Raw genomic sequence first — 14,195 nt, forward strand, 5'->3', positions numbered from 1 at the left:
ATCACCGTGTTGGAAAACTAGTTTCCGCATTGCCGTAGCTGCGCCTGGTAATCGCGGGCCATCTGGTCGGTGGCCCGCGCGTAGCCTTGAATGCCGGCATCGCCCCGATTGCCGCGGCCATAGGCGGTCCAGCCGAGATAGTATGCCAGATAGAGATTGTAGGTGTCGTTGCGGGCGACGCCAAACGTGTCGGCGGTTTTTGAGTGGTACCAGCCGACGAAGTCGACAGCGTCGGCGAAGGTCGTGCGGCGCGCCGTCCAGTTGCCGGTCTCGCTTTGATATTGCGACCAGGTGCCGTCGAGCGCCTGCGAGTAGCCGGTGGCGCTCGAGACATGCGTCCACGGGATGAAGCCGAGCAGCTTGGTGCGCGGCGGGCGGGCATTGCTCTTGAAACCGGATTCCTTGCGCACCGTCGCCATCAGCACGGGAACGGGAACGCCATATTTCTGCTCGGTCCGCTCGGCGGCGGACTGCCAGTTGTCGAACCAGCCGTCATTCTGGTCGAAGACGGCACAGACATTGTTGATGTGGCTGGGCGCCGTCGCGCAGGCCGAAAGCGCCAGCAGCATGGAGACAGCGACAATTTTACTAAAACTCGACCTACGCATTGGGAGACGAATAGGCCGAAATCATAAAAGGAGTCTTGCGCGGTTCCTTAACGTGGACGCCGAGGCACGAAAAAGCCGAGCGTCGATATTACGACTGCCTGTGTCGCTATTTTCTTAATCCGTTTTGAAAAATGCCGCCTTGGCTAAAATCACGCCGGCAAATGACGAATTCCTGACAGCTCGCATGTCATGCCGGCGCTCTGATGCGCGCATGAGCGAACCAAGACGCAAGCGCGGCGCCGAGCGCACCAGCAACCGTGGCCCCGCGGCCATTCCACAACTGCCGCCGCGGCGGGTGGAGAATCCCTACCCGCCCATGGCGCTGCTGTCGGCCGACCAGATCGAGGCGATCCACCAGGCGTCGATGCACATCCTGGAAAATTTCGGCATCGAGGTGATGAGCGCGCGGGCGCTGTCGCTGTTCGAGCGCGCCGGCGCCAAGGTCGACCACGGCTCGATGAATGTGCGCGTCGATCGCGGCATGGTCGAGGAGGCGCTGAAGTCGACGCACAGCAACTACACGCTTACTCCACGCAATCCCGCTCGAGCCATCCATCTCGGCGGCAGCACCATCAACTTCACGCTCGTTGCCGGACCGCCCAATGTGCATGACATGGAACGCGGTCGCCGCGCCGGCAACCTTGCCGACTACTGCGACCTCGTGCGGTTGGCGCAGCATTTCAACTGCATCCACATGCTGGGCAACCAGGTCTGCGCGCCGATCGAGCTGCCGGCGAACACGAGGCACATGGACACCTATTTCGCCAACCTGACGCTGACCGACAAATGCTTCCACGTCTCGGCGATCGGCCGGGGCAGGGCGCTCGACGGCATCGAGATGATGGCGATCGCACGCGGGTTGACGCTGGAGCAGATGGCGCAGGACCCCGGCGTCACCACCATCATTTCGGTCAACTCGCCGCGCCGCTTCGACGAGATGATGGCGGAAGGGCTGATGACCATGGCCGAATACGGCCAGTCGGTGGCGGTGACGCCGTTCACGCTGATGGGCGCGATGAGCCCGGTTACGCTGGCCGGCGCGCTGGCGCAGCAGAATGCCGAAGCGCTGTTCGGCGTGGTGCTCTCGCAGCTGGTGCGCCCCGGCGCGCCGGTGATGTATGGCGCCTTTACCTCCAATGTCGACATGAAGTCGGGCGCGCCGGCCTTCGGTACGCCGGAAAACACCAAGGCAAACATCGCCTCGGGCCAGTTGGCGCGGCGCTACAAATTGCCCTATCGCACCACCCCGGGCTCGGCCTCCAATGCTGCCGATGCGCAGGGCGCCTACGAGACGCTGATGGCGCTGTGGGGCGCGGTGCTCGGCCACGGCAATCTCGTCTACCACGCCGCCGGCTGGCAGGAGGGCGGGCTGACGGCGTCGTTCGAAAAGCTCATCATCGACGTCGAGATGATGCAGCACATGATGGAGTTCCTGCGACCGATCGCGGTCGACGAGGCGGAGCTGGCCGTGGAGGCGCTGGGCGCGGTGCCGACCGGCGGCCACTTCTTCGGCGAGCCGCACACGCTGGAGCGCTACGCCACCGCCTTCTACCAGCCGATGCTGTCCAACTGGCAGAATTACGAGGCCTGGCAAGAGGCCGGCGCCCCCGACACGACGGCGCGCGCGACACGGCTCTGGAAGAAGGCGCTGGAAGAGTATGTCCAGCCAGCCATGGACCCCGCCGTGCGCGAAGCGCTCGAAGCCTATATGGCCCGCCGCAAGGAAGCGATCGGGCAAAGCGAGCCGTAAGGGAACAGCTTCCCATCCTGATTCATTTCAACCTCTCAACTCACTGAATTAACGAGAAGAACCATGAAGTCGCATGCAAAGGTCGTGGTCATCGGTGGCGGTGTCGTCGGATGCTCGGTGCTGTTCCATCTCGCCCGCCACGGCTGGACCGATGTCGTGCTTCTGGAGCGCGACGAACTGACGTCGGGCTCGACCTGGCACGCGGCCGGCGGCATGCACACCATCAATGGCGATCCCAACGTCGCCAAGCTGCAGAAATACACGATCTCGCTCTACAAAGAGATCGAGGAGCTTTCGGGACAGGCGACCGGCGTGCACCTCACCGGCGGCGTGCTTCTGGCCGCGACCGAGGCGCGACTCGACTGGCTGCGCGGCGTGGTGTCGAAGGGCCGCTATCTCGGCATCGACCTCGAAGTCATTTCCGCCAAGGAAGCTGCGGAATTGATGCCGCTCATCGATCCCAGCCAGTTCGTCGGCGCCGTGCGCAACAAGGAGGACGGCCATCTCGACCCGTCGGGCGTAACGCACGCCTATGCCAAGGCGGCGCGCAAGCTCGGCGCCGAGGTCGAACGTTTCACCAAGGTCGAGGACATCGTGCGCCGGCCCGACGGATTGTGGCGCGTCATCACCAACAAGGGCGATGTCATTGCCGAGCATGTCGTCAATGCCGGCGGGCTATGGGCGCGCGAGGTCGGCCGCATGGTCGGGCTCGAACTGCCGGTTCTGGCCATGGAGCACATGTACCTGATCACCGAGGACATGCCGGAGGTCGCCGACTGGAACAAGAAGACCGGCACCGAGATCATCCATGCCGTCGACTTCGACGGCGAGCTTTATCTGCGCCAGGAGCGTGGCGGCATGCTGATGGGCACCTATGAGAAGGCCAACAAGGTCTGGTCGGAGTTTCAGACGCCGTGGAATTTCGGCCACGAGCTCTTGGAGCCGGATATCGACCGCATCGCGCCGTCGCTCGAAGTCGGCTTCCGCCATTTCCCGGCCTTCCAGAAGACCGGCATCAAGCAGATCATCAACGGCCCCTTCACCTTCGCGCCGGACGGCAATCCGCTGGTCGGTCCGGTGCGCGGCCTACCGGGCTTCTGGGTCGCCTGCGGCGTCATGGCCGGCTTCAGCCAGGGCGGCGGCGTCGGGTTGGCGCTCTCCAACTGGATGATCGAGGGCGATCCGGGCGCCGACATCTGGGCGATGGACGTGTCGCGCTATGGCGACTGGGCGACGATGGCCTATACCAACGCCAAGGTGCGCGAGAATTATTCGCGCCGCTTCTCGATCCGCTTTCCGAACGAGGAGCTGCCGGCCGGGCGGCCGCTCAAGACGACGCCGGTCTACGACACGCTTGCCGCCAAGGGCGCGCAATGGGGCGTGTCCTATGGGCTCGAAGTGCCGCTCTGGTATGCGCCGGACGGCGTCAAGGACGAGTTTTCGTGGCGGCGCTCGACCGACTTCGACCATGTCGGCAAGGAAGTCGCGACGGTGCGCAACGGCGTCGGCCTGTCGGAGATTTCGAACTTCGCCAAATACAAGGTGACAGGCGAGGGCGCGGTCGCGTGGCTCGACCGCATGCTTGCCTGCAGGCTGCCAAAGCGCGGCCGCATGACGCTGGCGCCGATGCTGAAGGATGACGGCAAGCTGATCGGCGATTTCACGCTGGCCAATATCGACGACGCAGAGTGGTTCATCGCCGGCTCCGGCATCGCCGAGCAGTATCACATGCGCTGGTTCGAGGCGCATCTGCCCAAGGACGGCTCGGTGAAGATCGAGGCACTGGGGCAGAAGCTCACCGGCCTCGCGATTGCCGGGCCGAAGGCGAGGGATGTGCTCGCCAAAGTCACCCGCGCCGATGTGTCCAACGCAGCTTTCCCCTTCATGGCGATGGCCAGGATGGATATCGGCATGGCGCCGTGCCTGGTCGGGCGCGTCAGCTACACCGGCGACCTCGGCTACGAGATCTGGGTGACGCCGGAATATCAACGCGCTGCCTATCAGGCGCTGATCACGGCCGGTGAGGAATTCGGCATCTCTCTGTTCGGCGCGCGCGCGCTCAATGCGCTGAGGCTGGAGAAAAACTACGGCTCATGGGCGCGCGAGTACCGGCCGATCTACGGGCCGGTCGAGGCCGGGCTCGACCGCTTCGTCGCCTATGGCAAAGACGCGGATTTCATCGGCAAGCAAGCGGCGCTCGCCGAGCGCAAGCAAGGCGGCAAGCTCAGGCTGCTCGCCTTCATCGTCGACGCCACCGATGCCGATGTCATTGGCGACGAAGCGATCTGGCATGACGGCGTCGTGCGCGGCTGGGTTACGTCCGGCGGCTACGCCCACAATGCGAAGAAGTCGGTTGCGTTGGGCTATGTGCCGAAGGAAATCGCCGACAAGCCGGATGGCTTCGAGATCGAGATCCTCGGCAAGCGCCGTGCGGCGCGTGTTCAGGCGGCGCCGCTGTTCGATGCCAATTTCGAGCGGATGCGCGCCTGAAGGCACCCCTGCCATCAGGCTTCGGCGCTCTCGCGATTGTCCACCGCGAAGGCGCCCGGACCGGCAAAGAACAGATAGAGGAAGACAAAGCAGAATAGCATGGCTGCGTCGCCGCCGTTGTTGGCCGGGAAGAAGTCGCGCGGAAAATGCGCCATGAAATAGGCGATCGCCATTTCGCCGGCGAGAAGGAAGGCGACCGGACGGGTGAAGAGGCCAAGCGCAAGCAGGATGCCGCCGGCGAATTCGAGAATGCCGGCAGCCGTCGTCAGTCCGGTGAGGGCGTGCGGCTGGGCGCTGACCGGGAAGTTGAATAGCTTCTGCGAGCCATGCTCGATGAACTGCAGGGCGGTCATGATGCGCAATACGGCCAGCGCTTGCGGCCGGTACTGAGCGAGGCTTTCGAAAAGCTTCATATAAGACTCCAATTTTACCCCCGCTTGGGCCTTAAATTATCGCCCGGCGACGGACCACTCACTTCCCTTGGCCTGCCATCAACAATCGGTGAGCGGAAATGGTTTCAATCTCCATATTTCTTCTCTCTATGGTTGCAAATATATCCTTATGGTTGTATTGCCTGAATGACGCATCAAACCAAGCGAGTCCCTTGACCATGAGAAAAGTCGTCATCAGCCTCTTCGCAATCCTTGCTGGCACCAGCTTCGCCATGGCCGCCGGTACCGGCTGCGATGCCTTCAAATGGCCGGTCGAGCGCGAGCAGGCCCTGTTTCCGGAGGCGACGGCCGCCCAGTCCGGCGCGACCCTGACGGTCGGGCAAGCAGTGGATTTCTCGCTCGAGGCCGCCGACACGGTCAGCTTTGAAGTGCCGCCGGAGCGCGCACCGGCAGCCGGTACGTTCGGCGCGACGGCGAATGTGACCGTGCCACCGGAAGGCGAGCTTCAGGTCAGCCTGTCCGACGAGGCCTGGATCGATGTCGTGCAGGACGGCAAGAGCGTGAAATCGGCGGCGTTCAGCGGCGTGAAGAGCTGTCCGGGCATCCGCAAGAGCGTGCGCTTCAAGCTCGCGGGCGGCGCGGCGATCATCCAGCTTAGCGGCGCGAAAAAGGCCGATCTGAAGGTGGCGGTGCTGACGCCGGAGTGATCCGGCGCCAGCCAGCAAGCAGGGCGCGTTATCGTACGGGGGCGAGCAATGCGAAATGCGCCCCCTGCGGGTCCTGGCACTGGATGATCCACTGGCCGCTCGGCACATCCATCGGACCCATGATGACCTTGCCGCCATTGTCCATGACGCGCTTGGCGGCGGCGTCGATGGCGTCGACGTTGAAGTAGAACTGCCAGACGGGAACCGGGATCTGCGGCGGCTTGTTCATGATGCCGCCGCCGGATTCGGGGCCGGCGCCGAAGGTTTTGTAAATACCCATCTCGCCCATGTCGAACTCGCCGGCGCTCTCCCAGCCGAACTGGCTGGAATAGAAATCGAAGGCCGCCTCCCAGTCCGAGGTGTAGAGCTCGTGCCAGCCGACATGGCCAGGCGTCGTCGCCGGCACCGGCGGCTGCTCCGGCTGGTTGGGTTGCAAGAACATGAAGGCCGCGCCTTGCGGGTCGGCGACGACCGCGAAGCGGCCGACGCCCGGAATGTCGTCCGGGGCGCGGTGCACCGCACCACCCGCGTCCTTGAGCGCTTGCGTCGAGGCGTCGACATCCTTGGTGTAGATGTAGCCCACCCAGGCCGGCGGCATGCCCATCTTGGCGGGCTCTTCTGGCATCGTCATCAGCCCACCGACGCCGCGCACGGCGGAGTTCACGACGATGTAGCGCGGCATGCCGGGCGCCTTGTCGAAAGGTTCGGCCTTCCAGCCGACGACAGCGGTGTAGAAAGCCTCGGCGGCGTCGAGGTCGGTGGTCATCAATTCGTACCAGAAGAAAGGTTGCGGGGATTTCGGCATGGTCGGTCTCCTCACCGGTTCAGGCAGCGATCGTTGTTCGATCCATCCTAAGGTATGTCGAGGTTCAGGTGATGCCGGCCTGCAAACGTTTTCTGCGCTTCCGGTGCTCACGTACTTTAAGTACGCTGCGCTCCGGCCTTCGCCGACCGAAGCCCTCATAAGTGTTTCCGCCCTATGAAGGCTACCGCCGGCGTAGGCCGGTTCTCGAAAACCGCCGTTTCGGCGCGGCCTGACCTGAACCTCGACACACCTTAGGACGATGCTCGCGACAGAAATCCGACATCTGGGCCGGAATTCGAGAACGGCAAGGCGTTGCTGCGTAGGTTCGCAACTGTTTGGAGGACGATCAATACTCAAGGCGCGTCGTTTGAATTCACGTTTCTGCGCGGCCGCCCGTAGCCGCCGATCTTGCGCAGCCGGCGCTTTTCGACTTTGCTGCGCCAAAAGAGGGGTTCGCGTTTTCCGATGCGCCACATGTCACTGACGCCCGAGCTTGTCGCTCTTTGCCATCGCGAAGAGATCGATCCCGGTCCGAGCGGTGGGTGGGCGCAGCTCAGCGACGACGATTTCAGCGCGCTCGCCGCGCGTCTCGCCGGAGAAGCCGACGACGGACCGCTCTGGGTATTCGCCTATGGTTCGCTGATCTGGAAACCGGCCTTCGAGTCGGTCGAGCAACGGCGCGCCTCGGCGCATGGCTGGCACCGGTCGTTCTGCCTCGACATGGTCCGCTGGCGCGGCAGCCGCGAGCAGCCCGGCCTGATGATGGCGCTGGAACGGGGCGGGCGCTGCGACGGCGTCATCTATCGTTTGCCGGATGGCGAGAAGCCAGCCCAGATCGAAAGGCTGCTGCGGCGTGAGATCGACGACCACGAGAGCGTCTGCTCGGTCCGGTGGGTTCCGGTGCGCACGGCACAAGGCCGGCTGCGAGCGCTGGGCTTCTGGGTTGGCGTGACCGGCAGGGGGACGTCGCTCGGGCAGCCGCTGGAAAAGGTGGCCTGGGTGCTGGCACGCGCCTGCGGTCATGTCGGTTCGGGCGCCGAATACCTTTACAACACCGTCAGCCACCTCGAGACCTTCGGCATTCATGACCGCAATCTGTGGCGGCTGCAGGAACTTGTGGCGGACGAGGTGCGCTCGATCCACGGCCACAGGATTACAGGCGGCGAGCCGTCGGCTATGGAAATCGCCGCCGCTATAACATGAGTGTATTTATCATATTTTATCCAGCCATTACAGCGACTTGGCCGAAAATTGACCAATTGATAAAAAAATAAAACGTGCTAGCCTTCCCCAAAACGACAACAAAGGGGAGTTGGAATGGCGACTGGTCATTTCATCGAAGGCATTGCCGGCGGCCGGCTGTCTTCGGAGCAATATGCCGACAATTTTTCCGACCTGCATCCGCCGCTCGACCACCATGAGGCGCTGGTCGAATCCGATCGCTGCTATTTCTGCTACGACGCGCCGTGCATGAATGCATGTCCGACGTCGATCGACATCCCGTTGTTCATCCGGCAGATCGCCACCGGCAATCCGCTGGGCTCGGCCAAGACGATCTTCGACCAGAATATCCTCGGCGGCATGTGCGCCCGCGTCTGCCCGACCGAGACACTGTGCGAAGAGGTCTGCGTGCGCGAGGTGGCGGAGGGCAAGCCGGTCCAGATCGGCCGGCTGCAGCGCTACGCCACCGACGTCGCCATGAGCGAGGAGAAGCAGTTCTACAAGCGCGCCGAGCCGACCGGGAAGACGGTCGCCGTGGTCGGCGCCGGGCCGGCAGGGCTGGCGGCGGCGCATCGCCTTGCCCGTCACGGTCATGACGTGACGATCCTCGAGGCGCGGCCGAAGGCCGGCGGCCTCAACGAATATGGCATTGCCGCCTATAAGAGCGTCGACGATTTCGCCCAGGCCGAGGTCGAGTATGTCACCGCGATCGGCGGCATCGACATCCAGAACGGCAAGGCGCTCGGCCGCGACTTCCAACTCGCCGACCTGATGCGCAACTACGATGCGGTTTTCCTCGGCCTCGGTCTCGGCGGCGTCAATGCGTTGCGCGCCGAAGGCGAGGATGCCGACGGTGTCGCCAATGCCGTCGAGTTCATCGCGGAGCTTCGGCAAGCGAGCGATCTTTCCGGCCTGCCGGTCGGTCGGCGCGTCGTCGTCATCGGCGGCGGCATGACAGCGATCGACGCCGCGGTGCAGTCGAAGCTGCTCGGCGCGGAGGAGGTGACGGTCTGTTACCGGCGCGGCCAGGAGCACATGAACGCCTCCGGCTTCGAGCAGGACCTGGCCGCCGCCAACGGCGTCACTATCCGCCACTGGCTGCAGCCGAAGCGCGTCATTGCCGAAAACGGCAAGGTCTCGGCGATCGAGCTTGAATACACCGCGATGAACGGCGACAAGCTCGCCGGCACTGGCGAAACGCTGCGGCTCAATGCCGACCAGGTGTTCAAGGCGATTGGCCAGAGCTTCGTGCCGGCGCATCTCAATGGCAGCGGCGAGCAGATCGACCTCGAAGGCGGCCGCATCAAGGTCGATGCCGAAGGCCGTACGTCGCTCTCAAAAGTCTGGGCCGGCGGCGACTGCATCTTCGGCGGCGACGATTTGACCGTTTCGGCGGTGGCGCAAGGGCGCGACGCGGCCGAAAGCATCCACCGGGCACTGACCTCTAACGGGAGGGCATGAGCATGGCAGACATCCGCAACAATTTCGTCGGCATCAAATCGCCCAATCCGTTCTGGCTGGCCTCGGCGCCGCCGACCGACAAGGCCTATAATGTCGAGCGCGCCTTCAAGGCCGGCTGGGGCGGCGTTGTGTGGAAGACGCTGGGCGAAGAAGGTCCGCCGGTCGTCAACGTCAACGGACCGCGCTACGGCGCGATCTGGGGCGCCGATCGCCGGCTGCTCGGCCTGAACAACATCGAGCTGATCACCGACCGCGACCTGCAGACCAATCTGCGCGAGATCAAGCAGGTCAAGAAGGACTGGCCCGACCGCGCCATCGTCGTTTCGCTGATGGTGCCCTGCGTCGAGGACGCCTGGAAGGCGATCCTGCCGGTGGTCGAGGAGACTGAGGCCGACGGCATCGAGCTCAATTTCGGCTGCCCGCACGGCATGTCGGAGCGCGGCATGGGTGCCGCGGTCGGCCAGGTGCCGGAATATATCGAAATGGTGGTGCGCTGGTGCAAGCAGAACACCCGCATGCCGGTCATCACCAAGCTGACGCCCAACATCACGGACGTGCGCAAGCCGGCGCGGGCGGCGCTTGCGGGGGGAACGGATGCGGTGTCGCTGATCAACACGATCAACTCGATCACCGGCGTCGATCTCGATAGTTTCGCGCCTATGCCGACGATCGACGGAAAGGGCTCGCATGGCGGCTATTGCGGCCCGGCGGTGAAGCCGATCGCCATGAACATGGTGGCCGAGATCGCGCGCGATCCGGAAACGCATAGCCTGCCGATCTCAGGCATCGGCGGCATCACCACCTGGCGCGACGCGGCCGAATTCATGGCGCTCGGCGCCGGCAATGTGCAGGTCTGCACGGCGGCCATGACCTACGGCTTCAAGATCGTGCAGGAGATGATCGCCGGGCTTGAGAACTGGATGGACGAGAAGGGGCATGCCTCGCTCTCCGACATCATCGGCCGCGCCACGCCCAACGTCACCGACTGGCAGTACCTCAACCTCAACTATGTCGCCAAGGCGCATATCGACCAGGACGCCTGCATCAAATGCGGCCGCTGCCACATCGCCTGCGAGGACACCTCGCACCAGGCGATCACCAGCATGGTGAATGGCGCCAGGCATTTCGAGGTGATCGAGGCCGAATGCGTCGGCTGCAATCTCTGCGTCAATGTCTGCCCGGTCGAAGGCTGCATCACCATGGAGCCGCTGGCGGCCGGCGCGTTGGACCAGCGCACCGGCAAGCCGGTGTCGCCGATCTACGCCAACTGGACGACGCACCCCAACAATCCGATGGCCAAGGTGGCTGCGGAGTAAGCTTGGGTTCCTCGCCCCACGCAGTGGGGAGAGGTGGCCCGGCGAAGCCGGGACGGAGAGGGGCCTTGGCGGCTGGGAACTTGCCCCCAGGGTCGTGATCTATCTTGCGTCTGGTCCTGCGCCGGTTTTGACTTCGCAAAAGTCGTCCCCCTCTCCGTCCCGGCTTCGCCGGGCCACCTCTCCCCCGCTTTGCGGGGTGCGAGGAACCCAAGTCCTGCTAAGCGCGGTGCCAGAAACGATCTGATCTCTTCCCTCACATTCCTGAGTGTTGCGAAGCAGGCGATCTTCGTTTTCTCTATTGCAGATAAAACTTATCCATGATAAAAGATATCCATGAATAGGAGATCGGCATCATGAAGCTGGGCGATGGTGTTGAAGCGGCCATCCACTGTGCGGCGACACTGGCCAGCGTCGACGGCAACAGCACCATGCCGGGCGCGGCTTTGGCCGAGGCGTTCGGGCTGTCGCCGAGCTATCTGCTCAAGCATCTCAACCAACTCACGGCGGCGCGCATCCTGGAATCGGTGCCGGGACCGGCGGGCGGCTATCGACTGGCGCGGGCGGCGGAACAGATCACGCTGCTGGATATCGTGCTGGCCGTTGAGGGCAGGGAGCCTGCCTTCCGTTGCGGCGAGATACGCCAACGCGGCCCGGTCAAGATCGACGCCTCGGCCTATGTGAAGCCCTGCGGCATCAATGCCGCGATGCTCAAGGCGGAGCGCGCCTATCGGGCGGCGCTCGCGGAAGTGAAGCTGTCCGACATCGTGGCCGAGTACGCCGCCGAAGGCGACCCGCGATCCTATGCCGCGAGCTGCGCTTTCGTCGAGCGTCACCAGCGGCCGCAGAAATCCGCTTCCTCCAAACAGACTTAACCCGCCAGACAATGTGGAAAGGCAAAGACGATGAAACAGAGACTTCAATTTTATGCCAAGGCCCCGGCTCTCATGAAGGCAGTGACCGAGCTCAACACGGCTGTCGAGGAGAGCGGGCTGGAGGCCAGCCTGATCCATTTGGTCAAGCTCCGGGCTTCTCAGATCAATGGCTGCTCCTACTGCGTCGACATGCACAGCCGTGAGGCAAGGCGCGACGGCGAGACCGAGCAGCGTCTCTATCTGGTCGCCGCCTGGAAGGAATCGCCGCTGTTCTCCGAGCGCGAGAGGGCGGCATTTGCCTGGACCGAGGCGGTGACCAACATTTCCGACAACGGTGTTCCGGACGATCTCTATGCCGCAACGCTGGAGCATTTCTCCGACGAGGAACTTGTGAAGCTGACCGTGCTGGTTGGCATGATCAATATGTGGAATCGCCTCGCCATACCGTTCCGCTCCGTCCATCCGGTCGAAAAGGCAAAGGCTGCCTGATCTTGCTGCCGCGGCGTGGGCCCGCTGAGCGGCCCACGCCTTTTTTCAGCGAAAGAACAACGACATGTTCGAGAATTTTCAGAACGAGATTCTAATCATCGCGCGCTTGCTGCTTGGCGGCGCTTTCGTTTTTGCCGGCCTGCGCAACATCCAGAACAGAAAGCTGGTCGCTTCGTTGATGGCCGCGCGCGGCGTGCCGCAGGCGGCATTGGCTCTGTGGCTGGGCATTGTGCTGCAACTCGTTGCCGGCGCGCTGGTGATTGCCGGCCTATGGACCGTGCCTGCGGCGGCAGTCCTGATCCTTTTCCTCATCGTTGCGACGCCGATGTTCCATAACTTCTGGGATCATCAGGGCGCGGACCGCGCCTCCCGCATCAACGGGGTCGTCAGCAATGTTGCTTTGGCCGGTGGGTTCCTGACGCTGATCGCGCAGTCGCTTTGACGGCCCAGGGCTAAGCCGCAAACCTCAACCCCCCGTCGCAGGTCAGCACCTGGCCGGTCATGAAGCCGTTGGAGACCAGGAATGCGATCGCCCCGGCGACGTCCTCGGCGCGGCCGATGCGGCCGACTGGGGTCTTGCCGGCATATTCGGCAAACACCGCCCGCCGCTGCTCCTCGGGGAGAAAATCCCACCAGGGCGTGTCGATGACGCCGGGCGCCACGACGTTGACGCGCAGCGGCTTCAGCTCGACCGCCAGGATCGGCGCGACGGTCAAGAGCATGCCGTTGATGGCACCGATGCCGGCGACGCCGGGCGCTGCAATCTGCGCCGAGACGGCCGAGATGAAGGTGACCGATCCGGCCTTGTTCAAGGTCGGCAGGGCCGCCTGCAGGCAGGACAGTTGCGGCCGGATTTTTTCGTCGACGCCGCTGCCGATATCGGCAAGGTCGAGAGTCGCGAACGGTCCGAGCCCCTTGCCGCCGCTCGCGGCGAGGACAAGGTGATCGAACGGCCCTAGACCATCGAAGAAATGCCGGACCTCGTCCGGCTTCGCGGCGTCGAACACGGCCTTGCCGACAGTGCCGCCAAGGGCCTTCCACGCGCCTTTGAGCTTCTCCTCGTTGCGGCCGGTGATCGTGACCTTCATGCCGGGACCGACCAGCCGCTTGGCCGTGGCAAAGCCGATGCCCGATGAGCCGCCGATGATGACGCAATGTTCGATGGTCTCGCTCATGAGTGCTGTTCCTTAGGTTTGGAGGATGGACCCTCGATCAGTTCGAGGCTCAGTGCCCGCAATTGGTGGCGGGCCTTTTCGTCATAGGCCTGCGCATCGGCGCGCGATTCCCGCTGACCGTCGAAATAAAGGCCGCTGCGTCCTTCGAGCGCCGGCGATACTGCGAGGTTCAGGATGGCGTCGGCGCCGGTCTCGACCGAGCTCCACGGCGTGACGCCCGCCTGCCGGACCATGGTGGTGTCCATGTAGCTTGCCGGGTGGAGCGCATTGACGGTGACGCCGGTGCCGTCGAGCTGGTCGGCCAGATCGACGGTGAACAGGATCTGCGCCAGCTTGCTCTGGCAGTAGGCGCGCACGCCGCTATAGCCATGCGTCAGCATGACGTCGTCGAAATCGATCGCCTGCTGGCCGGCCGAAGCGACGTTGACGATGCGCGCCGGGGCGCTTGCCTTGAGCAGCGGCAAGAGTTCCGACGTCAGCAGGAAGCCGGCGAGATAGTTGACCGCGAAGCGCAGCTCGTAGCCGTCGACGCTGACCTGCCGCTTGGCGCCCTGGCCGCCGGTGCCGACGCCGGCATTGTTGATCAAGATATCGAGCCGGTCGGTCCTTGCGCGCACCGCTTCGGCGAGGCGGCGCACTTCGGTGAGCGAAGCGAGGTCGGCGGCGAGAAACTCCGCCTTGCCACCCTTTGCCTCTATGGCGGCGACCGTCGCCTCGGCGCGGCCTGCGTCGCGGCCATGCACCAGCACACGGGCGCCGGCGGCGCCGAGCCGCTCGGCGACCACACGGCCGACGCCGTCGGTAGAGCCGGTGACGAGAATTGTCTTGTCCTTGAGTTCCATGCTCAGAGCCTCCTTGCGCTGCTCTAAACGGAAAGATGGGACAGCACGGGCGTCCCAAACAGTTCAA

At 63.9% G+C, this 14,195-nt stretch carries 15 protein-coding genes; 9 read left to right on the forward strand and 6 right to left on the reverse strand.

All coding sequences use genetic code 11. The annotated features are described in order from the left end of the window. Positions 1–17: 17 nt before the first annotated feature. On the reverse strand, positions 18–608 hold the full coding sequence (locus tag AC0YKC_RS06795; RefSeq protein ID WP_488510576.1) for a transglycosylase SLT domain-containing protein: 591 nt from the start codon (positions 606–608) through the stop codon (positions 18–20). A gap of 211 nt (positions 609–819) precedes the next feature. On the opposite strand from AC0YKC_RS06795, the gene AC0YKC_RS06800 reads away from it, so the two are divergent. Next, complete coding sequence (locus AC0YKC_RS06800; protein WP_488510577.1) at positions 820–2,358, forward strand: trimethylamine methyltransferase family protein; 1,539 nt, start codon at positions 820–822, stop codon at positions 2,356–2,358. 63 nt (positions 2,359–2,421) lie between these two features. Continuing rightward, positions 2,422–4,848, forward strand: coding sequence for a GcvT family protein (locus AC0YKC_RS06805; RefSeq protein WP_488510578.1), 2,427 nt, complete (start codon positions 2,422–2,424; stop codon positions 4,846–4,848). 14 nt (positions 4,849–4,862) lie between these two features. Here AC0YKC_RS06805 and AC0YKC_RS06810 read toward each other — a convergent pair whose 3' ends face one another. Next, entirely contained in the window at positions 4,863–5,261 is a 399-nt protein-coding gene (locus AC0YKC_RS06810) for a DoxX family protein (protein WP_488510579.1), read from the reverse strand. Positions 5,262–5,319: 58 nt separating this feature from the next. Further along, a complete protein-coding gene (locus AC0YKC_RS06815) occupies positions 5,320–5,475 on the reverse strand; it encodes a hypothetical protein (RefSeq protein ID WP_488510780.1) in 156 nt (51 codons plus the stop codon). Here AC0YKC_RS06815 and AC0YKC_RS06820 point away from each other — a divergent pair. Further along, positions 5,459–5,947 (forward strand): hypothetical protein, encoded by a 489-nt coding sequence (locus AC0YKC_RS06820; protein WP_488510770.1) that lies wholly within the window; start codon positions 5,459–5,461, stop codon positions 5,945–5,947. The genes AC0YKC_RS06815 and AC0YKC_RS06820 overlap by 17 nt on opposite strands. A 28-nt stretch (positions 5,948–5,975) precedes the next feature. On the opposite strand, the gene AC0YKC_RS06825 is transcribed toward AC0YKC_RS06820, so the two are convergent. Then, the gene (locus tag AC0YKC_RS06825; protein ID WP_488510580.1) at positions 5,976–6,752 is read right to left on the reverse strand and encodes a VOC family protein; all 777 of its coding nucleotides are present in this window, start codon (positions 6,750–6,752) and stop codon (positions 5,976–5,978) included. A 465-nt stretch (positions 6,753–7,217) separates the two neighbouring features. On the opposite strand from AC0YKC_RS06825, the gene AC0YKC_RS06830 reads away from it, so the two are divergent. The 6 genes from AC0YKC_RS06830 (at position 7,218) to AC0YKC_RS06855 (ending at position 12,553) form a co-directional block, all read left to right on the forward strand. Further along, positions 7,218–7,955 (forward strand): gamma-glutamylcyclotransferase, encoded by a 738-nt coding sequence (locus AC0YKC_RS06830; protein WP_488510581.1) that lies wholly within the window; start codon positions 7,218–7,220, stop codon positions 7,953–7,955. Between the two features lie 114 nt (positions 7,956–8,069). Beyond that, entirely contained in the window at positions 8,070–9,434 is a 1,365-nt protein-coding gene (locus AC0YKC_RS06835) for an NAD(P)-dependent oxidoreductase (RefSeq protein WP_488510582.1), read from the forward strand. Positions 9,435–9,436: 2 nt separating this feature from the next. Beyond that, on the forward strand, positions 9,437–10,750 hold the full coding sequence (preA, locus tag AC0YKC_RS06840) for an NAD-dependent dihydropyrimidine dehydrogenase subunit PreA (protein WP_488510583.1): 1,314 nt from the start codon (positions 9,437–9,439) through the stop codon (positions 10,748–10,750). Between the two features lie 353 nt (positions 10,751–11,103). Beyond that, complete coding sequence (locus AC0YKC_RS06845; RefSeq protein WP_488510584.1) at positions 11,104–11,622, forward strand: RrF2 family transcriptional regulator; 519 nt, start codon at positions 11,104–11,106, stop codon at positions 11,620–11,622. Between the two features lie 30 nt (positions 11,623–11,652). Then, positions 11,653–12,111 carry a carboxymuconolactone decarboxylase family protein gene (locus tag AC0YKC_RS06850; RefSeq protein ID WP_434723395.1) on the forward strand — a complete coding sequence of 153 codons (459 nt, stop codon included), beginning with the start codon at positions 11,653–11,655 and terminating at the stop codon, positions 12,109–12,111. Positions 12,112–12,175: 64 nt separating this feature from the next. After that, on the forward strand, positions 12,176–12,553 hold the full coding sequence (locus tag AC0YKC_RS06855) for a DoxX family protein (protein WP_488510585.1): 378 nt from the start codon (positions 12,176–12,178) through the stop codon (positions 12,551–12,553). 10 nt (positions 12,554–12,563) lie between these two features. On the opposite strand, the gene AC0YKC_RS06860 is transcribed toward AC0YKC_RS06855, so the two are convergent. Together AC0YKC_RS06860 and AC0YKC_RS06865 are read right to left on the reverse strand one after the other, a co-directional pair. Next, complete coding sequence (locus AC0YKC_RS06860) at positions 12,564–13,286, reverse strand: SDR family oxidoreductase (RefSeq protein WP_488510586.1); 723 nt, start codon at positions 13,284–13,286, stop codon at positions 12,564–12,566. Further along, positions 13,283–14,128 (reverse strand): SDR family NAD(P)-dependent oxidoreductase, encoded by an 846-nt coding sequence (locus AC0YKC_RS06865; RefSeq protein WP_488510587.1) that lies wholly within the window; start codon positions 14,126–14,128, stop codon positions 13,283–13,285. The genes AC0YKC_RS06860 and AC0YKC_RS06865 overlap by 4 nt, the downstream gene beginning before the upstream one ends. Positions 14,129–14,195 lie beyond the last annotated feature (67 nt).

This window comes from Mesorhizobium sp. CNPSo 4661 (genome assembly GCF_057784215.1).